Source organism: Micromonospora humidisoli, from assembly GCF_016900955.1.
Lineage (GTDB): Bacteria > Actinomycetota > Actinomycetes > Mycobacteriales > Micromonosporaceae > Micromonospora > Micromonospora wenchangensis.
Genome location: NZ_JAFEUO010000006.1, coordinates 20,613 through 41,064, shown reverse-complemented (window position 1 = coordinate 41,064; position 20,452 = coordinate 20,613). Strand labels below are relative to the sequence as shown.

The 20,452-nt window shown below is 72.5% G+C and carries 16 protein-coding genes; 4 read left to right on the top strand and 12 right to left on the bottom strand.

What is annotated here, in order from left to right; genetic code table 11:
* Positions 1-44: 44 nt before the first annotated feature.
* Both xynC and JQN84_RS21735 read right to left on the bottom strand, forming a co-directional pair.
* Positions 45-1,763: a glucuronoarabinoxylan endo-1,4-beta-xylanase XynC gene (xynC, locus tag JQN84_RS21740; RefSeq protein ID WP_204960380.1), complete on the bottom strand. Its 1,719-nt coding sequence runs from the start codon at positions 1,761-1,763 to the stop codon at positions 45-47.
* A gap of 618 nt (positions 1,764-2,381) precedes the next feature.
* Entirely contained in the window at positions 2,382-3,590 is a 1,209-nt protein-coding gene (locus tag JQN84_RS21735) for an MFS transporter (RefSeq protein WP_204960379.1), read from the bottom strand.
* 212 nt (positions 3,591-3,802) lie between these two features.
* Between JQN84_RS21735 and JQN84_RS21730 the strand changes: the two genes are divergently transcribed.
* Complete coding sequence (locus JQN84_RS21730) at positions 3,803-4,102, top strand: hypothetical protein (protein WP_204960378.1); 300 nt, start codon at positions 3,803-3,805, stop codon at positions 4,100-4,102.
* On the top strand, positions 4,102-5,745 hold the full coding sequence (locus JQN84_RS21725) for an amidase (protein ID WP_239485943.1): 1,644 nt from the start codon (positions 4,102-4,104) through the stop codon (positions 5,743-5,745). The genes JQN84_RS21730 and JQN84_RS21725 overlap by 1 nt, the downstream gene beginning before the upstream one ends.
* Before the next feature lie 64 nt (positions 5,746-5,809).
* On the opposite strand, the gene JQN84_RS21720 is transcribed toward JQN84_RS21725, so the two are convergent.
* Positions 5,810-6,679, bottom strand: a complete 870-nt coding sequence (locus JQN84_RS21720; protein ID WP_204960376.1) for an LLM class F420-dependent oxidoreductase — start codon at positions 6,677-6,679, stop codon at positions 5,810-5,812.
* 285 nt (positions 6,680-6,964) lie between these two features.
* Here JQN84_RS21720 and JQN84_RS32345 point away from each other — a divergent pair, with 285 nt between their 5' ends.
* Entirely contained in the window at positions 6,965-8,662 is a 1,698-nt protein-coding gene (locus tag JQN84_RS32345; RefSeq protein ID WP_204960375.1) for a tetratricopeptide repeat protein, read from the top strand.
* Positions 8,663-8,733: 71 nt separating this feature from the next.
* Here JQN84_RS32345 and JQN84_RS21710 read toward each other — a convergent pair whose 3' ends face one another.
* From JQN84_RS21710 to JQN84_RS21670, 9 genes are read right to left on the bottom strand one after another with little or no spacing between them, the layout of a single operon-like run.
* Positions 8,734-11,130: an RICIN domain-containing protein gene (locus tag JQN84_RS21710; RefSeq protein WP_204960374.1), complete on the bottom strand. Its 2,397-nt coding sequence runs from the start codon at positions 11,128-11,130 to the stop codon at positions 8,734-8,736.
* A gap of 53 nt (positions 11,131-11,183) precedes the next feature.
* Positions 11,184-12,167: an aldo/keto reductase gene (locus JQN84_RS21705; protein WP_204960373.1), complete on the bottom strand. Its 984-nt coding sequence runs from the start codon at positions 12,165-12,167 to the stop codon at positions 11,184-11,186.
* Positions 12,164-13,030 carry an amidohydrolase family protein gene (locus JQN84_RS21700; protein ID WP_307821387.1) on the bottom strand — a complete coding sequence of 289 codons (867 nt, stop codon included), beginning with the start codon at positions 13,028-13,030 and terminating at the stop codon, positions 12,164-12,166. Before JQN84_RS21700 ends, JQN84_RS21705 begins: the two co-directional genes overlap by 4 nt.
* Positions 13,027-13,788 carry an SDR family NAD(P)-dependent oxidoreductase gene (locus JQN84_RS21695; RefSeq protein WP_204960371.1) on the bottom strand — a complete coding sequence of 254 codons (762 nt, stop codon included), beginning with the start codon at positions 13,786-13,788 and terminating at the stop codon, positions 13,027-13,029. The genes JQN84_RS21700 and JQN84_RS21695 overlap by 4 nt, the downstream gene beginning before the upstream one ends.
* Complete coding sequence (locus JQN84_RS21690) at positions 13,785-14,813, bottom strand: zinc-dependent alcohol dehydrogenase (RefSeq protein WP_204960370.1); 1,029 nt, start codon at positions 14,811-14,813, stop codon at positions 13,785-13,787. Before JQN84_RS21690 ends, JQN84_RS21695 begins: the two co-directional genes overlap by 4 nt.
* A gap of 21 nt (positions 14,814-14,834) precedes the next feature.
* Complete coding sequence (locus tag JQN84_RS21685) at positions 14,835-16,073, bottom strand: mandelate racemase/muconate lactonizing enzyme family protein (protein WP_204960369.1); 1,239 nt, start codon at positions 16,071-16,073, stop codon at positions 14,835-14,837.
* A gap of 1 nt (position 16,074) precedes the next feature.
* A complete protein-coding gene (locus JQN84_RS21680) occupies positions 16,075-16,902 on the bottom strand; it encodes a carbohydrate ABC transporter permease (RefSeq protein WP_204960368.1) in 828 nt (275 codons plus the stop codon).
* The gene (locus JQN84_RS21675; RefSeq protein WP_307821386.1) at positions 16,902-17,852 is read right to left on the bottom strand and encodes a carbohydrate ABC transporter permease; all 951 of its coding nucleotides are present in this window, start codon (positions 17,850-17,852) and stop codon (positions 16,902-16,904) included. Before JQN84_RS21675 ends, JQN84_RS21680 begins: the two co-directional genes overlap by 1 nt.
* Positions 17,853-17,870: 18 nt before the next feature.
* Positions 17,871-19,139: an ABC transporter substrate-binding protein gene (locus JQN84_RS21670; RefSeq protein WP_204960367.1), complete on the bottom strand. Its 1,269-nt coding sequence runs from the start codon at positions 19,137-19,139 to the stop codon at positions 17,871-17,873.
* Between the two features lie 151 nt (positions 19,140-19,290).
* Here JQN84_RS21670 and JQN84_RS21665 point away from each other — a divergent pair, with 151 nt between their 5' ends.
* Complete coding sequence (locus JQN84_RS21665) at positions 19,291-20,055, top strand: FadR/GntR family transcriptional regulator (protein ID WP_239485942.1); 765 nt, start codon at positions 19,291-19,293, stop codon at positions 20,053-20,055.
* Positions 20,056-20,452: the final 397 nt, after the last annotated feature.

Below are 20,452 nucleotides of genomic sequence, written 5' to 3'. Positions count from 1 at the left end.
GCGAGCACCGCGGCGGCCGTACGGGGGTTGCTCCGGTCGACCGGTCAGACGACCGTGCAGGGGATGCCGTTGAGGGTGAACGCGGTCGGTTTGGCGGTGTTGCCGGTGTGGTTGGCCTGGAAGCCGATCTCGACGGTGGCACCGGGGGCGATCGTGCCGTTGTAGCTGACGTTGCGGGCGCTCACCTGTCCGCTGGTGGGCGAGATGGTGGCGCTCCAGGCCGACGTGATGGACTGGCCCGACGGCAAGGTGAACACCAACGTCCAGCCGTCGATCGTCGAGGTGCCGGTGTTGGTGATGCTGATGCTGGCGGTGAAGCCGGAGTCCCAGCTGTTCATCGTGTAGCCGACCCGGGGTCCGCTGCCGCCCGCCGTGGGGGTCGGGGTGGGCGTCGGGGTCGGGGTCGGGGTCGGGGTGGCCGTCGGCGTCACGGTCGGGGTGGGGGTCGGCGTGGTGCCGTTGATGCTGGTCACGAACGTCATCACGCTGCGCGCCGGCAGGTTGACGGTCAGCGAGCCGTTGGACATGGTCAGCGCGCTCTGCGGGGCCACGTTGCGGCTGCCGTCGGTCAGCCAGTTCTGCACGCTGCCCGACGCGGTGGTGCCGGAGAGGGTGAACTGCTGGCTCACCGCCGAGGTGTTCTTGTTGACCGCGACGATGACCACGGTGTTGCCGCTGCGGTAGGCCGAGACGTAGACGTTCGACGCCGGGTTGGCCGTGGCGTCGACCCGGACGTATCCGGGCCGCACGAACCGGGCGTACTGGGCCATGATCGCGCCCCGCTTGCTGATCTGGCCGTCCTCGCGCATGGGGCCGTAGCTGCGCCGCAGATACCACCAGACGTACGTCTGGAACTCGGCGTCGACCATGGACCGGTGGATGTGCTCGCCGACGTCGAGCGCCTCCGGCCAGGCGTCACCCGAGTTCGCGTTGCTGTTCGGGTAGTACACCTCGGTCATCCACAGTTCCTTGCCCGCGCCCTTCTGCTTGAACAGCGGGTACGGGAAGTTCGAGTACGAGGTGCCGTAGAGGTGGGCCCCGATGATGTCGACGTTGGCCAGCGCGGTGGCGTCGTTGAGGATCGGGTCCGACATCGACTTGACGTACTGGAAGGACTCCGGCGCCATCACCCGGGTGCTGATCACCCCGGAGTTCTCCTTGAGGAACTTGACGATCTCGGCGGAGGTCCACCACGTCCAGTCGTGGGCGTAGTCGGGCTCGTTCTGCACGGAGATGGCGTAGAGGTTGACGCCGTTGTTGCGCATGTACACGGTGAAGTCGTTCAGGTACTGCGCGTACGCGGCGTAGGAGCTGGCCCGCAGGCGCTTGGCGTTGGTCTGGCTGCCCCGGGTGAACGTCTCGATCATGCTGGCCGGGGGGTTCCACGGCGAGGCGAAGACGGTCACCCCGAGTTCGGCCGCGCGCTTGGCCGTGGCCAGGTCACGACTCCAGTCCGCCTGGCTCTCGCCGACCGGGATGCGCAGCACGGAGAAGCCGAGCCGGCCCTCGCCGGTGCCGAACGCCGTCTCCCGCTGGGCGGCGGTCAGGTCGCCGATCCAGCCGGCGTGGGTCATCGCGCCGTAGCCCTTGATCGTCTGCCGGGACGCCGACAGGTTGATGCTGGCCGGGGCGGCCGAGGCCTCCGTGGCCCCCAGGGCCGCCGTGGCCGCCGCGACGGGCAGCGCGCCCAGCGTGGTCAGGACTACGCGACGGCTCAGTGTTTTCCGCTCGCCGGCCGCCGGCCCATTCTGATCCTGCGTCATTTCTTTCGTCCTCCTGGTGGTGGTGGTACGCGCCCTGCCGGTTCCATCGAAGCCGGTCGGCACCGATCTGCTACGCCGGCACGGGGATGACCTGGACGTCACCGTCGGCGTTTCGACAGAACATATCGACTTCGATAATTGTGAACGTTAACGGCCGGAGTTTAGTTTCCCCTTTCAGAGGGGTCAAGCACGCCGGCCGCATCCGGGTCCGCACCGATCCCGCGCGCCCGGTGGTCCTCGCACGGCCCCACGACGCGGGCGGCGACCGGCGCGCACGGCCCACCACCCGACGGTTGCCAGCCGGTTCGATTGTGGCCGTGGCGACTCCGGCGGGCAATTGATCTGACGTTCCGCCCTTTCCGCATAGTCGAACGGGAATGCGCTGCGTAACTGTCGAGCCGGCACGATCCGGTCCACCACGCGGTGGTGCCCGGTCCGGCGTACCGCCGACCGGCACTGGCCCCGCCGCCGCCGACACCCGCCCGGCCGGGGCAGGTGGCACGCCACCGGGGAGCGGTCCAGCCGGGCACCGGCTGCGGGAAACGTCCGACCACGCGCCGGTCCACCGGCCAGCTCCCGTGCGGGCCTGACGTCATCGCCGGCCGCGCCGCCGCACGGTCAGGCCCCGGGCGTCGACGCCTCCAGCCGGCGGACCGCCCGGCTGGACACCATCCCGAGCACGGAGAGCACCACCAGCGCCGCGAGGATCAGCAGGGTGTCGCGGGTGCCGACCAGCGCGGCGGCCGGCCCGACCGCCACCTGTCCCAGCGGGATGGCCACGAACGAGCCCAACATGTCGTACGAGTAGACCCGGGCCAACCGGTCGGCCGGGACGTGCCGGGCGATCGACGTGTCCCAGGCCACCGCGAACTGTTCCACGGCGATCCCGACCACCAGCGCGGCGGCCAGCAGCGCCACCAGCGTCGGGGTCAGTGCCAGCGCCAGCAGCAGCAACGACTCGGCGACCATGCACACCACCCCGAGCAGCAGCAGCCGGCGTACCCGAAGCCGCAGTGCGACGACACCGCCGACGACCATCCCGACGGTCTGCGCCGCCAGCACCAGGCCCCAGGCGCTACGGCCGATCGTCACGTCGGCGACGGCCGGGCCGAGCACGCTCATCCCCCCGGCGAGTGCCGCGTTGAGCACCATGAACCCGAGCACCACCACCCACACCCAGGTCCGGGCGACGAACTCGGTCCACCCCTCCCGCAGGTCGGCGACGACGCCGGTACGGGCGGCGGCACCGCGCGCGGCGGGCACCCGGACCCCGGCGAAGGCGACGGCCGCGACGGCGAAGGTGACCGCGTCGACGGCGAGCCCCCAGCCGGGGCCGACCATGGCGACCAGCAGGCCGCCGAGCGCCGTACCGCCGATCATGCCGGCGTTCATCCCGAGCCGGATGATCGCGTTGGCCGGCTGGATCAGCTCCGCCGGGACGGTCTGCGGGGTCGCGGCGGCCGAGGCGGGCTGGGCCAGGGCGCTCACCACCCCGTTGGCCGCGCCGAGCGCCAGCAGCAGCGGGATCGTCGCCGTGCCGGTGAGCACCAGGGCGGCCACCGCCGCCTGGGTCACCGCACCGAGCAGGTTGGAGCCGACCAGCACCAGCCGGCGGGGCACCCGGTCGGCGAGCACGCCGCCGAAGAGCACGAACAGCACGTTCATCAGCGAGCGGGCACCGACGACCAGCCCCAGGTCGCGGACCGAACCGGTCAGGTCGAGCACGGCGAAGGCCAGCGCGACCGGGGCGACCGCGTTGCCCACCATGTTGACCAACCGGCCGACGGCCAGACGGCGGAAGGCGGCGTACCGCAGTGGGGCGAGCATGTTCTCCTCCGGGACGCGGTCGCGCGACCCGAGCACCCTAGCCAACGTCGACCGGTGTCGTGGCCCCGCTGTGCCGGCCCGGCCGTCCACTGTCGCGGCCCGTACAGGGGCATTGACCTGCGTGGCTTCACGACGGCGAGATCAACTTGTCACGCCCGCGACACGATCCGGCTCGACAGTGGGTCATCGTCGCCCACCCCACAAGGAGCGTCATGGCCCCCACCCCACCGACCGACGCGGAACTGGACGTCCTCATCCGCGCCCGGCTCGCGTCGCTCGGCATCGACCTCGACCAGCTTCCCCCCGGCACCGCCGCCGACCCGCAGACCGGCTCCCCCGGCCGGGACTCCGTGTTGGCCTCGCTGCGCTCCTTCGTCCGCGGCACCGTCGGCACCCTCGCCGCCTACCAGCCGCCCGCCCCGGCCGGCACCGACCCGGCCGTGGCCCGGGCGCTGTCCCAGCAGCCCGCGCCGATGCTCTACCCCTCGATCAGCACGGAATGGCGGAAGTGATGAGCACAGCACCTGCCGACCGCGGCGTCGACCGTCGCGCCTTCCTCGCCCGGACCGCCGCGCTGGCCACCGCCTCGGCGGTCGGTGGCGTCGTCGCGCTGCCCGCCGTCGCCTCGGCGGCCGGCGTCACCCGCGTGGCGGTCGCGCCGCCCGGCCGCTACAACCCGGCGCTGGCCGTACCCAACGCCTACGTCAAGCCGCGCCCGGAGGCGGTGACCGACCCGACCGAACTGACCATCGCCGAGGCGGCCTGGCTGATCCGGGCCGGCAAGCTCACCCCGGAGAAGCTGGTCGAGGCGTACCTGGCCCGGATCTCCCGCTACGAGGCGACCTACCAGGCGTTCAACCTGGTGCTCGCCGAGCAGGCGGTCAAGGCGGCCCGCGCGATGGCCCGCAAGCCGAGCCGGGGCGCGCTGCACGGCATCCCGTTGGCCATCAAGGACAACTACTTCACCGCTGGGGTGCCGACCACCGCCAGTTCCTACCTGTTCGCCGACTTCCGGCCCCCGTACGACGCCACGGCGGTGACCCGGCTGGTCACCGGCGGCGGGGCGATCGTGCTGGGCAAGACGCAGATGGGCCCGCTGGCCACCACCCGGGCCACCACCCCCGCCGGCGTGGTCACCACGGTCAACGCCTGGACCCCCACCAACCCCGCCACCGACCCCGGCGGGTCGTCCACCGGAACCGCCACCGCCGTGGCGGGACGGCTCGCCACCTGCGGCACCGGCACCCAGACCGGCGGCTCGATCACCGCGCCGTCCAACGCGCAGAACCTCACCGGGCTCAAGCCGACCATGGGACGGGTGTCGCTGCACGGGATCATCCCGCTCAGCTACACCCGCGACCACCCCGGTCCACTGGCCCGCGACGCCAAGGACGCGGCCATCATGCTCACCGCGATGGCCGGCGAGGACCCGGCCGACCCGCGCAGCCAGGGCCTGCCCGCGGTGCCGAAGCTGATCGACGCGGCCACCCCGACCTACCAGGGCGGCACGCTCAAGCTGCGGTGGAAGACCCGGATCGGGGTGCTGCCCGGCTTCACCGCCGGCACCTCGGAGACCGCCGTGGCCCGGCAGGCGTACCTGGCGAAACTCGCCGCGATCCCCGGCGCGACAGTGGTCGACGTGCCACTGCCCGACGAGTGGGAACTGCTCACCGGCAGCGCGTTCAACAACGTACGGCTGCCGGAGCGCACCGAGCCGTTCCTGCCCTATCTGCGTACCGACCTGCGGGGCTTCGGGGTGTCGGTGACCGGCTGGTTGCAGGGGGCGCTGCTGGGCGGTGGCGAGTTCATCACCGGCCAACGGGCCAAGCTGCTGCTGATGGAACGGGTGCTGGACCAGCTCTTCGCGCACTGCGACGTGGTGGTGCAGACCGGGCCGGTGCCGTTCGACATCCTCGGCCTGCCGGAGATCGGCTTCCCGATCGGGTTCACCGGCGCGGGCCTGCCGGTCGGCACCATCCTCGGCGGCCTGCCGTACGGCGAGGACCGGTTGTTGTCGGTGGTCGCCGCCTACCAGGCGGTCACCGACTGGCACCTGCGCCGGCCGGCCGACCCGCCGGCGGCCCCGGCGGCCCGCAGCGCCGCCCCCGCCGGCCTGCGGCTCACCGCCGACGAGGTGGCCCGGCTCGCCCAGTGACCGTCGCCCGTCCGCCCCGCCACCGGTCGGTGGCGGGGCGGACGGCGACGTGCGGGTCGGCCGGTCAGCCGATGGCGGCCAGTTGCGGCAGCACCTCGGCGGCGACCCGCTGGGTGAACTCCACCGGGTGCCGGTCCGGGGTGACCTGGACCTCGGTCACCCCGAGCGCGGCGTACTCGGCCACCTCGGCGAGGAACGCGTCCGGGTCGTCCAGCGGCGGTCGCATCACGACGACCGTCTTGTCGATGGTGTCGTAGTCGCGGCCCTCGGCGGCGCAGTGCCCACGCAGCACGTCCAGCTTGTGTGCCACCTCGGCCGGGCTGCTGCCGAACAGGTTGCAGGCATCGGCGTAGCGGGCCACCAGCAGCAGGGTCTTCTTCTCGCCGCCGCCGCCGATCATGACCGGCGGGTGGGGCCGTTGCAGCGGCTGCGGCGCGTTGAGCGTCTCGGCCAACCGGTAGTGCCGGCCCTCGAACGGCCCGTTGTCGTCGCTCCACATCTGCCGGCAGATCAGCAGCGTCTCCTCAAGCCGTTCGAACCGCTCGGCCACCGGCACCACCGGCACCCCGAGGCCGCGCTGTTCACGCTCGTACCAGGACGCGCCGATGCCGAGCCGGGCCCGGCCGCCGGAGAGCACGTCCAGGGTGGTCACGATCTTGGCGAGCAGCCCCGGGTAGCGGTACATCACGCCGGTGACCAGCACGCCGAGCGTCATCCGCGAGGTCCGCGCCGCGACGAAACCCAACGTCGTGTACGCCTCCAGCATCGGCTCCTCGGCCGGGGCCATGGCCTCCATCTGGAAGTAGTGGTCCATCACCGTGAACGATGCGACACCGGCCTGCTCGGCGACGGTGGCCGTCTCGATCAGGGTCGGCGCGATCGCTGCCGGATCGGTCGGGGTCGAGTAGTTCCAGTAGTGCAGTCCTAATCTCATGCCTCGTTCACCTCGGTACCGATCCTAGTGGCGACGCCGACCCACCGCCGGCTGGGCGCGGACCCGCGTTCACGAGCACCCTTCGCATTTTTGAAGATCGGCACTAGGCTCTGCCCCGTCCGGAGTGGATGACCACGGAGGTGCCCATGAAGAAGATGACCGTCCGTCGTACGAGCGCCCTGCGCCTGGTGTCCGGCGCCCGCCGGCTCTGGATCGAGTGGTGCTGGTAACTGCCGGCCCGGCGGGCGCCCCCGGGCGCCCGCCCTCGGCGGGAACGGGCCACCCGTGAGCGACGGGTCCCCACGCTACGACTGCCACCGCGACCTCGGGCCGTACGCCGGGGTCGCCGACCTGCTCCGCCGGATCGCGGCCGACCGCCCCCGGCTGGCCGCCCGGCACCGGGTCGAATTGGCGGCCATCGCGCCGCAACACGCCCCCGGCCGGCGCACCGCCGCCGACGAGGCACCGATCCGGTTCCACCCCGCCCGGCGCACCGCCGCCCTGGCCTACGGCGCGACCGAGTTCGTGGCGGCCTGGGCCGACACCCTGCGCCGGCCGGTCACCCTCCGGTTCGGCCACGTCGGCGCGGCCGACGAGACCACCAGGGAACTCCTGGACACGCTGGCCGGACGACTCGACACCGACCGGGTACGGCTGGACCTGCGCGACGACGGCCCGGCCCGAGCACCGGCCGAGCCCGGACCGGAGGCCGTACGCACCGTGCTGGGCGAGAGCCTGGCCGCGGGCTTCTACCACCATGCGGCCCGCACCGCCCGGCACGGACGCACCCTGGTCACCCCGCACGACGACCTGCGGCACTGGTGGGCGTTCACCACCGGCCTGGCCACCGCCCTGGCGGCGCTGGACCGGGCGACCGAGGCGCTCGACCTCTACCACGAGACCCGGACCGTCACCGACGATCCGAAGATCACCATGTCCGCCGCGTACGCCACCGCCATGTTGTACGCCAGGCACCTGCCCGCCGACGCGCAGGATCCGGCGCGGGCCCGACACTGGCTGGCGCAGGCGCTCCGGCTCGCCAGGACGCTGCCCGACCCCCGGCAGCGGGTGCTGTCCACCGTCTTCTACGAGCAGGGGGTGGCCCTGCTGGACAGCCGGGAGGGCGAACCGGAACGCGCGCTGCGCCTGATCGACGACGGGCTGTCCCGGCTGACGGCGGTGCTCGCCCCCGGGGAACGCCCGCAGGACGTGGCCCGGCTACGGCACAACCGGGCCCAGGTCCACCTGGCGCTGGGCGACCCGCAACGGGCCCTGGCCGAACTCGACACGGTGATCGGCCACGATCCCGACAACTGCGAGTACTACGTGGACCGGGCCGCCCTGCACCGGGCGGCCGGACGGCACCGGGCCGCGATCAGGGACCACGGCAGCGCGATCCGGCTCGGCCCGCACCTGCCGGAGGCGTACTACAACCGGGCGGTGCTGTACCAGGAACGGGGCCGCACCGGACGGGCCCGGGACGACCTGGGCCGGGTGCTCGCCATCGACCCCGGGCACCTCGACGCCCGGATCGCCCTGGTCAACCTGCATCTGGAGCAGGGTGCGCCCGACGCCGCCGAGGCGGGTGCGCGGGCCGGGCTGGCACTGGCCCCGGACGAGCCGGCCCTGCTGTGCACGCTCGGGCTGATCCGCTCCGAGCGCGGTGACCCGGCCGGGGCCGAGGAGCTGTTCAGCCGCGCGTTGGCCGGCGATCCGGAACTGGTCGAGGCCTGGACCAACCGGGCCACCGTACGGTTCGACCGGGGGGAGGTCGCTGCCGCCGTGACCGACCTGGACCGGGCGGTGGCGCTGTCCACGGCACCGGTGCCCCGCTACAACCGGGGCACCGCGCTGGCCCGGCTCGGCCGCTTCGACGAGGCCGCCCGGGACTTCGCCGACGCGCTCACCCGGCCGGGCGTGGACCGGTCGCTGCGCCGGGAACTGCGCGCGGAACTGGCCCGCTGCCGCCGCCGTACCGGCTGACCCCGCGACCCTCCGGCGGGCCGACCCGCCGGGGCGGGGGTGCCGGGGCGGCCCGGCACCCCCGCCGACGCTCAACCGCGCAGGCTCCACTGCTGGTTGGTGCCGCCGTTGCAGGCCCAGAGGATCAACTTGGTGCCGTTGGCCGTGCCGGCGCCGTTGGCGTCCAGGCACAGGCCGGACTGCACGCCGGTGATCGTGCCGTTGGCGTTGACCGCCCACTGCTGGTTGGCCTGCCCGTTGCAGTCCCAGATCACCACCTGGGTGCCGTTGCCGGTGCCCTGCCCGGAGGCGTCCAGGCACTTGGAGCCGTAGACCATGAGCTGCCGGCCGGTGGTCTGGGTGAACCGCTGGTTGGCCGCGCCGGTGCAGTCCCAGAGCTGGGCCTGGGTGCCGTTGGTCGTGCTGGAACCGCCGATCTCGGCGCACCTGCCGGACTGCCCGCCGACGATCTGCACACCCTGCGCCGGCGGGTTGCTGGTGCCCTGCACGCCCGCATTGGCGATGACGGTCTGCGCGCCCGACGGCCAGTTGTTGTTGCTGACCACCGTGTTGTTGTTGACCACGTTGCCCCGGTCACCGTTGGTCACGTTGGTGCTGTTGTTGGTCGACCAGTTGTTGGTGACGGTGAAGTTGCCCATGTTCTCGGCGTACCAGTAGTTGGCGGTGGCCCAGGTGCCGGTGCTGGCGAACACGTTGCTGCGGGCGGTGTAGTAGCGGGAGCCCTCGTCGAAGTAGAGCCCGAACCAGCCGTTGGTCCGCAGGCAGTGGTTCTCGGTGATGCTGCCACCCGGGTTGGCCGACAGCGTGTAGATGCAGCCGCCGTCGGTCATCTGCTGCATCACGTCGTGCACGTAGTTGCCGACGACCTGGTTGTTGGCCGCAGTGGTGGCCGTCGAGTAGCGCGGCTGGTAGTTGTACAGCCCACGGTTGGCGTAGTGGTTGCTGCCGCCCGCGTCGTTGGCGCCCCAGCCGTACCCGACCGACAGCCCGGTGTACGGCATGTTGTAGACCTCGTTGTGCGACACCAGCGAGGTGTTGACGTACGTGGTCAGGATCGACACCACGCCCCGGTACTCCAGACCGAGGTCGTGCACCCGGTTGTTGCTGATGGTGATGTTCCGGTTGACCATCCGCTGGTCGCCCGGGTGGTGGGCGTCGGCGCGTACCCCGCCGACCACCACGCCGCCGGCCGAGCTGCGGGCGATCTCCGAGCGGGTGACGGTGATGTTGCTGGCCCCCAGGCCGACCCCGCTGGCGTGCGCGTTGGCGTCGTTGCCGATGCCGATGGCGGTCTGCCCCAGGTTGACGAACTGGGAGTCGCTGAAGGTGATGGTGTTGGCGGCGGAGACCTGCACGGCGGCCGGCATCTGGTTCCAGTTCGGCCGGGTCGCCTCGAACAGCGGGCAGCCCTCCTGGCAGGAGGTCAGCGCGTCGGCCGGGCGGGCCCAGGTGCCGGTGATGTGCGCGCCGGTCTGCTGGTCGGCGAAGCCGTTGCTGCTGCTCGGGCCGAGCCAGCTCGTGCCGGTGAAGGTGATCCCGCTGAACGCGATGTGGTGCGCCGGGGCGTCGTACGTGCCGCCCACGTTGACCAGGGACTGCAACTGCGGCAGCTCCACGCTGACGCTGTTCATGTTCTGCCCGGCCAGCGGGATGTAGTTGAGCTGCCCACTGCCCGGGTTCAGGTACCACTCCCCCGGGCTGTCCAGGAACTCGTACGCGTTGGCCAGGTAGAACGGGCCGGCGCGGTGCGGCTTGGAGAGGGTGTCGAAGCCGAAGGTGTTGTTGTTCCAGGCCGGCTGCTGCATCGTGAGGAAGTTCCCGCTGATGCTCTGCACCGGTGAGTACCGGTCGGTGAACGAGCCGACGCTCTCCACCTCGACCCGGTTCTGGTTACCCAGGTTGTTGAGGTAGCTCAACGCGCCGTTGCTGAACCGCATGCCGCTGGTGGTGAACGTGAAGTCGGCCCGGTTGACGGCGGTGCGGGCCCGGGTGGCGACCGCGCCGTTGACGTAGAGCTGCCGGCTGTCCAGCCCGGCGGGCACGTTCGCCCGCCAGATGTTCTTCCCGGCGTCGACCTGCGACCAGCCGGTGACGGCGCGCGCCCCGCTGATCTGCGGCCGGGCCGACGCGGCGGCCCGCCAGGTCACGGTGTAGCCGTTGGTGCCGGAGTCGGCGGCGGTGAACCGCAGCGGCGCGGCCAGCCGGTAGACGCCGTCGGCCAGCTCGACGACGATGTCGCCGGACATCCCGGCGGTGCGGGACCGGACCGCGTTCTGCGCCTCGGTCAGCGCGCAGGGCTGGCTGGTGGAGCAGGCGGTGCCGCTGCCGGCTGGGGACGCGTAGAGGGTGGTGGTGGCGGCGAGGGCGGGACCGGCCGGGGCGAGCACGGCGACCGTGGCGGCGAGCGCCGTGGCGGCCAGGCCGGCCAGCACCGGCCCGCGCCGGGCGGGTGGTGTCGGGACGGACACGGGTGGGACTCCAATCGTGGTGGGGTGGTGGGGTGCCCGGCGTCGCGGTGGAATCATGCGGCGGCCGGGGTGAGCAGCCCGACGTCCCGCAGCGCCGGCCACAGCGCCGCCGGGACGTCGGCGTCCGCGCGGGTCAGCGTCTGCGTGACCTGCGCGCGGTTACGCAGGCCGACGACCGTCGAGACGACCGCGGGATGGGAACGGACGAAGGCGAGCGCCGCCTGCGGCAGGGTGACGCCGTACGCCTGGCAGACGTCGGCGATCCGGTGGGCCCGGTCGATCAGCTCCGGTGGGGCCTGCTGGTAGTTGTAGGTGGCGTCGGCCGGGGGCCGGTCCCGCGACAGCAGTCCGGAGTTGTAGACCCCGGCGACCACCACGCCGACGCCCCGGCGTTGGGCGGCGGGCAGCAGGTCGGCCAGCGCCCCCTGTTCCAGCAGCGTGTACCGGCCGGCGCACATCACCACGTCGACGTCGGTCTCCTCGACGAACCGGGTGAGCAGGTGGGACTGGTTCATGCCGGCCCCGATGGCCCCCACCACACCCTGGTCGCGCAGCTCCACCAGGGCGGGCACCGCCTCGGCGGCGGCCTGTTCCCAGTGGTCGTCGGGGTCGTGCAGGTAGACGATGTCCACCCGGTCCAGGCCGGTGCGGGCCAGGCTGGACTCCAGCGAGCGCAGCACGCCGTCGCGGCTGAAGTCCCAGACCCGCCGGTGGTCGGCGGGCACGTCGAAGCCTTCCGGGTCACGCCGGTGCGCGTCCTGCGGCGACGGTACGAGCAACCGCCCGACCTTCGTCGACACCACGTACTCGTCGCGCGGCCGGGTCCGCAGCGCAGCGCCGATGCGCCGTTCGGACAGCCCGAGCCCGTAGTGCGGCGCGGTGTCGAAGTAGCGCAGGCCACCCGCCCAGGCGGTGTCGACGGCGGCGGCGAACTCCTCGTCGGTGGTGGCCCGGTAGAGGTTGCCGGCCTGCGCCGCGCCGAAGCCCAGCCCGGTGAGGCGTACCGCCGGTCGGCGCGGCAGGGGGCGGGCCCTCACGACGGCTCCTCCAGTCGGTAGGCCCGCCGGGCGGTGTGCCGCCAGATCGCCGCCCGCTCGTCGTCGCCGAGCGGGTCGAGCAGCTCGGCCAACGTGTCGACCCACCTGTCGTACCCGCTGGCGAGCAGGCAGACCGGCCAGTCGGAGCCGAACATCAGCCGGTCCGGGCCGAACGCGTCGAGGGCGTGCTCGACGGCCGGACGCAGGTCCTGCGGTGTCCAGGCTGACCGGTGCACCTCGGTGACCAGGCCGGAGAGCTTCGCCGTGGTGTTGGCCGCAGCGGCCAGGGTGCGCAGGTCGCGGGCCCAGTCGTCGAGGTCCGTCCCGCCGAGGGCGGGTTTGCCGAGATGGTCCAGGACGAACCGCACCCCGGGCAGGTCCCGGGCCAGCCGGCCAGCCGCGCCCAGTTGGTGCTGCCGGACGAGCAGGTCGAAGGCGAGACCGGCGGCACCCACCGCGGTGATCCCCCGCCGCACGTCGGGCCGGTCCAGGAACGCCGGGTCGGGCTCGTCCTGCACGCTGTAGCGGACGCCGACCAGCAGGTGGCCGCCGCGGGTCGCGCGCAGCCGGGCCAGCCGGTCGGCGACGTCCGGCGTCGTGACGTCCAGCCAGCCGACGACCCCCCGGACGAGCGGGTGGTCGGCGGCGACGCCCAGCAGGTCCACCGTCTCGGCCTCGGTGGAGTTGGCCTGCACCAGCACGGTCCCGGTGACCCCGGCGGAGCGGGTGACCCGGGCCAGGTCGGCCGGGGTGAAGTCGGCGTCGATGGCGGCCATGGTGGCCGGGTCGATCCAGGGCTGCGGGTGCCGGGCCCGGACCCAGAGGTGGTGGTGGGCGTCGACGGTCCCGGGGGGCGCGCTCACCGGCCCAGCCATCCGCCGTCGACGGGCAGCACGATGCCGTTGACGTAGTCCGAGGCCGGGGCGGCCAGGAACACCGTCGCGCCGGCGAGGTCGTCGGCGTCCCCCCACCGGCCGGCCGGGATGCGGGCCAGGATGGCCCGGTCGCGTTCCGGGTCCTCGCGTAGCGCCCGGGTGTTGTCGGTGGCGATGTAGCCGGGGGCGATGGCGTTGACGTTGACCCCGTGCGCCGCCCATTCGTTGGCCAGCGCCCTGGTCAGCCCGGCGAGGCCGGACTTCGCGGCGGCGTAGCCGGGGACGGTGATGCCGCCCTGGAAACTGAGCAGCGACGCGGTGAAGATGATCTTCCCGTGGCCGCGGGCCACCATCTCCCGGCCGATCTCCCGGCTCAGCACGAACTGGCTGGTCAGGTTCACCTCGATGACGTGGTCCCAGATCTCGTCGGAGTGCTCGGCCGCCGGGGCACGGGCGATCGTGCCGCCGTTGTTGACCAGGATGTCGACCGGGCCGAGGTCGTGCAGGTCGGCGACGAGCCGGCGGACCGCGTCCCGGTCGGCCAGGTCGGCACGCAGCGCGGTGAACGAGCGGCCCGCCGCGCGTACCCGCTGCTCCACCTCGCTGCCGGTGGCCTCCATGTTCGCCGAGACGCCGACGATGTCGGCGCCGGCGACGGCCAGCGCCTCGGCCATGGCCAGCCCGATGCCCCGGCGCGCGCCGGTCACCACGGCCGTGCGGCCGGACAGGTCGAACAGGGCGTTCACCGGTCGGCCTCCTGCCAGTCGAGCAGCACCTTCAGCACGCCGCCGCCCTCTTCCAGGGCGGTGAACGCCGACGCCGCCGCCTCGACGGGCACCACCCGGGAGATGAGCTGCCCGGCCGGCACCACACCGGAGGCGACCAGCCGGACCGCCTCCACCATGTCCTCGCGCTGGTAGAGCCGTGCGCCGAGCAGTTCCAGCTCGCGCCAGAAGACCCGGTGCAGGTTCACCGGCCGGGGCTGCGGGTGGATCGCCACCATGACCAGCCGGCCCCGGGTGGTCAGCACGTCGACGGCGGTGCCGACCCCGGCGGCGGACCCGGACACCTCGAAGGCCACGTCCGCGCCCGCGCCGTCGGTACGTTCGTCGACCAGCGCCACCACGTCGGTGCCGGCCGGGTCGACCGCGTCGATCCCGATCCCGGCGGCCACCGACCTACGGAACGGGTCCGGTTCGACGAGCAGGACCCGCGCGCCCCGGTGCCGGGCGACGGTGGCGACGAGCACACCGATCGGCCCGCCGCCGACGACCACCACCTGGTCGGCGTCGGTCACCCGGCCCCGCCGCACGTCGTGCACGGCGACCGCGACCGGCTCGACCAGGGCGGCCCGGTCCAGCGGGAGGTCGTCGGGGAGCGGCACCACCAGGTTGGCCGGGACCGTCCAGGAGGACTGCATCGCGCCCGGCGAGTCGACCCCGAGGAAGTCCATCGCGTGGCAGACGTGCGCGGTGCCCCGCCGGCAGGCGGCGCACCGGCCGCAGAACCGGGTCGGCATCACGGTGACCGGCTGGCCCACGGCGTAGCCGGTGACGCCCTCACCCACCTCGGCCACCCGGCCGGACATCTCGTGCCCGATCACCGCCGGCGGGCCCACCCGGGCATCCATGTCCCCGTGGTAGACGTGCAGGTCGGTGCCGCAGATCCCGGTGTAGGCCACCGCGATCCGCAGCTGGCCGGGCCCCGGCGGCTCCGGCGCGCGCCGCTGCACCTCCAGGTGCCTGGCGCTGCGGTAGACCACTGCCTTCATACGTGCTCCCTCGCGGTCGGGTCAGTGCGGGACGGCTGACGGCAGGCCGTCGTGGTGGTGCGTCGGGGCGTCGGGCAGCGGTGTGCCGTACCGCCCGGCCGGGATGGCGGCCGGGTCGGGCCCGGCCAGCAGCCGACGGCCGGCCCGTTCCGGCCGTACGTTGGGACCGTCCGGCGTCGGTACGTCGGAGCGGCGCGGGTAGCTGCCGATCTCCTCCTCGCAGACCGTGACGCCCAGCCCCGGCGTGTCGCCGAGGACGAACGCGCCGTCCTCGACGTGCAGGTCGCGGGTGATCCCGACCGGCGGGTGGAGGTCCTGCAACTCGCTGACCATGTGGTTGGGCACCGACGTGGCGGCGTGCAGCAGGCCGACGGGGTGGTTGCCGATCGGACTGACCGGCAGGTCGTAGGCGTGCGCCAGGGCGGACACCCGCAGGAAGTGGGTGACCCCCCACACCGCGGCCATCTGTACGACGTCGACCGCCGCCGCGGCGATCAGCGGCCGGTACTGCTCCAGGCCGGTGAGGTTCTCCCCGGTGGCCACCGACGCCCGGATCCCGCGCCCGACGACGGCCAGGCCCTCGGCGTCCCACCGGCGGACGGGCTCCTCGATCCAGACGAGGTCCAGGGTGCGTTCGAGTTCGCCGACGTGCCGGACGGCCTGCTTGCGGGTCCACGCCTCGTTAACGTCGAGCATCAGGCCCGGCCGCTGCCCCCGGCCGGCCTCGGTCAGCACCTCCCGGACCACGTGCAACCGGTGCCGGTCCCGCTCGATGTCGAGGCCGCCCTTGAGCTTGGCGGCCCGCAGCCCGTGCCGGGCGTACAGCTCGTAGGTGGCGGCGAGCGCGTCGTCGTCCAGGCCGATGTCCAGGCCGGAGGCGTAGGCGGGCACCCGCCTGTCGCGTCCGCCGAGCAGCCGCCACAGTGGTTGCCCCGCCGCTTGGGCCTTGATGTCCCACAACGCGGTGTCCAGCGCCCCGATGGTGCCGAACACCGAGCCGGCGTGGCCCGCCTTGAAGGTCTGCCGCAGCATCCGGTCGTAGAGGGTGGTCACCGCGCGGGGGTCCTCCCCGTCGATCGCGGCGAAGATCCGTTCGAGGTCGGTGTGCGGTCCGAGGCCGACGCCGGTGATGCCCTCGTCGGTCTCGACCAGGACGATCGGCACGGCGGTCACCCCGTCGGCGAACACGCCGTTGGCGTCGCCGACGGGCCGCCCCCAGTCCTGCACGGTGGTCAGGGTCCGGTATCCGGTGATCCGCATGTCAGCCCTTCGTGGCGCCGGCGGCCACACCGTCGGCGATCTGGCGCTGGAGGAAGAGGTAGATCACCAGGACGGGCACCGCGGCGATCAGCACCCCGGAGGCGAAGGTGGGGATGTCGTCGGAGTACTGGCCGCGCAGCGAGGTGACCCCGACCATCAGCGTGCGGTGTTCGGCCGAGGGCATCAGCAGCAACGCGATCAGCACGTCGTTCCAGCAGAACAGGGCGTCGAGGATGCCGACCGACAGCAGCGCCGGGGTGCCCAGCGGCAGCATGATCCGCCGGTAGACCCCGTAGACGCTGTTGCCGTCGATCCGGGCCGCATCGATGATCTCGGTCGGGATGGTCTTGTAGTAGCTGGTCATCAGAAAGATCGTGAACGGCAGGAACTGCGCCACGTAGGCCAGCACGAGCCCCGGGTAGGTGTCGACCAGGCCGGCGTCGGCCATCACCCGGGCCAGCGGCACCATGATCACCTGGAACGGCACGAACAGCGCCGCGAGGCAGCACAGGAAGAGCACCGACGAGCCCCGGAACCGGAGCTGGCTCAACGCGAAACCGGCCATCGAGCCGAACAGCAGCAGCAGGAGCACCGAGGCCGTCACCACGCCCACCGAGTTGGCCAGGTAGCGGGCCATCCCCACGCTGTTCCACGCCGCGCCGATGTTCTCGAAGCGTAGGGCGTCGGCCAGGGAGAACCGGTCGAGGACGTACTCGCGGCGGGTCTTCATGGCCACGTTGAGGGTGAACGCCAGCGGGTAGACGGTCGCCAGGGCCAGCACGGCCATCGGGAGGGCGAGCAGCCACCGCCCCCACCGCCTGTGGGACATCACGCCTCCCTCACCGCCCGCCGGAGCAGGCTGATCTGCAACAGCCCCACCACGAGCATGATGAGGAAGAGCACCGTCGAGGCGGCCGAGGCGAGCGCCGGCCGGTTCAGCTGCCCCTGCTGGATCCAGATGTAGTACTCCGGCAGGTAGGTGGAGCCCTCCGGGCCGCCGCTGGTCATCACGTAGAGCAGGCCGAACATGGAGGTCAGCATCCCGATCATCGTGGTGACGACGACGAACTGGATGGTGCGGGAGAGGCTGGGCACGATCACGTGCCTGATGGTCTGGGGCAGTGACGCGCCGTCCACCCGGGCGGCGTCCAGCAGGGAGGCGTCCAGGGTGGCGAAGCCGGCGAGGAACACCACCAGCGCCATCCCGAAGGTCGCCCAGACGTGCACCCCGACCACCACGAACATGGCCACGTCCGGGTCGCCCAGCCAGTCCACCGGCCCGAGGCCGGCCCCGCCGAGCACGGCGTTGAGCGGGCCGTCGAAGGCGAGCAGCAGGTTGAAGATGGCCCCGACGATGACCGGCGACAGCACGGCCGGGAAGAAGTAGACGCTGCGGTACAGCCGGTGCCCGGGGACCCGCAGGTAGATGAAGGTGGCCAGCAGGCCGGGAATCGCCACCGCCACCGGCAGCAGCAGCACGAGCAGCCCGACGTTGCGCAGCGCGCCCCGGAACAGGGGATCCCCGAACAGCTCCCGGTAGTTGTCCAGCCCCACCGCCAGCCCGTCGCGGTCGCCGTCGCCGGTGAAGGAGAAGTTGACCCCGAGCAGCAGCGGCCAGAACCGCAGCAGCAGCAGGATCAGCAGGGCCGGGGCGAGCAGCACGTAGGGGGCGAGACGCTCGGAACGTCGGCCGCCGCGACCGTGCGGCGGGGTGGCCCGCGACCCGGGCGCGGCCCGTCGCGGCGGGCCGGTGGGGGCCGGGCGGAGCGCCGGTGTCACCTCGTCGACCGGCACGGTTCAGCCGGCCTGGTCGGAGGCGGCCAGCTGCTTCACCGCCTCGTCGACGGTGACCGAGCCGCTCAACAGCTGCTGGGAGAGCCGGCCCATCAGGTCCAGGGTCTTCGAGGACAGCGCCACGTGCAGGGCGGGTTTGCCGGCCTTGAGGTCGGCGACGATGGTGGCCACCGCCGGGCCGCCCTGGGACACGTCGATGGTGGTGTCGGCGGCGATCGCACCGGCGTCGGCGTAGAACGACTTCAGCGCGTCGGTCGAGGTCAGCGAGCGCACCAGGTCGGCGGCGACCTTCGGGTCCTTCGTCCACCTGGCGACGCCGTACCCGATGCCGCCGTCGAAGGGCAGGTTCGGGGTGGCACCGGGCTCGACGACCGGGGCGCGCATCACGCCCAGATTCTCGGCCGGGACGAACTCGCTGAAGTCCTTCCAGTGCCCCACGTCCGACATCAGGCCGATGACGTGGGCCGCCTTCGCGGCCTGGAAGATCGCGAAGGCGTCGTTGAACATGGCCGTCGAGTTCGCCCCGTCGCTGTTCAGCTTCGCGTCCTGGGTCTCCTTCCAGAGCGCGAAGATCCGCTTGACGTGGGGGGAGGTCCAGTCCCGCTTGCCGGCGATCCAGGCGTCCTGCTCCTGCGGGGTGAGCACGCCGGTGCCGAAGGCGGAGAGGAAGAACTGGATGCCGAAGCCCTCCTTGTTGCCGAGGGCCAGGCACTTCGTGCCGGTCCGCTGGGTGAGGGTGGCGCAGTTGGCGACGAACTCCGGCCAGGTGGTGGCCGGCTTGGCGGGGTCGAGGCCGGCCTTGGCGTAGAGGGTCCGGTTGTAGTAGATCGGGTGGCCCTGCAACGTGACCGGGCCGGCGTAGGTCTTGCCGTCCTTGCTGAACGCCTCCCAGCCGGCGAGCCGCTGCCGGTCCTCGGCCAGGTATTCGTCGAGGGGCAGCAGGGCGTCGGCCCGGTCCCGGAGCTGGCCACCGCCGTTGAACAGGATCACGTCCGGACCCTTGCCGGCCTGGATCGCCGTGCCGAGCAGCGTGTAGTACTGCTCGAAGGGCTGGGCGACGAACTCGACGGTGACGCCGGGGTGCTTGCGGGCGAAGTCGGCCTTCGCCTTCTGCAGGTACGCGGCTGAGGACGCCTCGCCGGACTTCCAGTCCCAGACCACCAGTTTCCCGTCCGCCCCGCCGGACGGGGATCGGGTTCCGCCGGCGCTGCCGCAGCCGGCCAGCGCCAGCGCCGCGACGAGGACGGCCGACCACACTGCTCGCTGCTTCATCGCTGCTCACCTTCGAACTCGGTCGATTGCGCTGATCGAGACGCATGAATTGACGAGAAAGTAACTCGTATGACGTATGACGTCAACAGTGGGACGTAGAATTCGCGGCAGTCAGGTCGTGGCGCGGTCCGCGGGAGTCACTGGAGGGGACATGACGGCACGGGAGGCAACCCTGAACGCGTCGACGCCACCGAGCTGGGCCCGACGACCGGCCAACCTCGCCACGGCGGTCACCGCGGAACTGGTGGAACGCATCGTACGCGGAGTTCACCCGCCCGGCGCCCCGCTGCCTCCCGAGCCGGCGCTGTGCGAGGCGTTCTCGGTCAGCCGCACGGTCGTCCGGGAGGCGGTCAAGATCCTCCAGGAGAAGGGCCTGGTGCAGGTCCGCCAGGGCAGCGGCACCATCGTCACCCCGCCGTCGATGTGGGACATGCTCGACGAGCTCGTGCTCGCCGCGACCATCGCCGAGGACGACAGCCTGACCATTCTCGACGACCTGGTGGCCACCCGGCGGGTGCTGGAGTCCGACATGGCCAACGTCGCCGCCCGGCTGGCCGACCAGGAGACCGTCGACCGGCTGCGCGCCCTGGTCGACCGGATGGACGAACTCGTCGACGACCAGGTCGCCTACCACGAGCACGACCGGGCGTTCCACGACGTGATCATGCAGGCGTCCGGCAACCGGATCGCCCGGGGCGTGGTGCGGTCGCTGGAGAGCCAGGTGGTCAACACCGCCCGCTACATGGGCCGGTCCGAGCGGGCGCTGTGCGTGGCGTCCAACCGGGGGCACCGGCGGATCTACGAGCGCATCGCGGCCCATGACCCGGACGGCGCGGCCGAGGCCATGGTCACCCACATCACCGAGGCCTGGCTGGTCCGGCGCGGCGGGCCGGACACCGGGCGGCTGGTGCGCTGACCCCCGGCGGCGGGTGGACCAACCCGTCGTTGCGGCGGACCGGCCCCGGCGGGGCGTCCGCGATGACGCCGAGGTAACCAACGAACGTCAATGGCTTGCGGGTGTTAACGATAACAAGATACCGTCGGCCGCGGGAGCGAAGGGCACGTCTCCCCCGCTCCACCCCCGGGATCCGGGCGGCGGAGCGGAGTGCGGGCACGGGCGACGTCGGTGGGACACCTCCGGGCACCTCCGTGGACGCTGCACGCCGCCGGGTCGCATCGACACCTCGACGTACCCGGATCCCCCGGCGCACGTCGTCCACCGCCACCGTGGGGTCCTGACGCGACCGCGCGCCGACCGCAGTGCCGTAGCCGGCCGACCGGGAGCGCGATCGCCGACCGTGACGCCACACCTG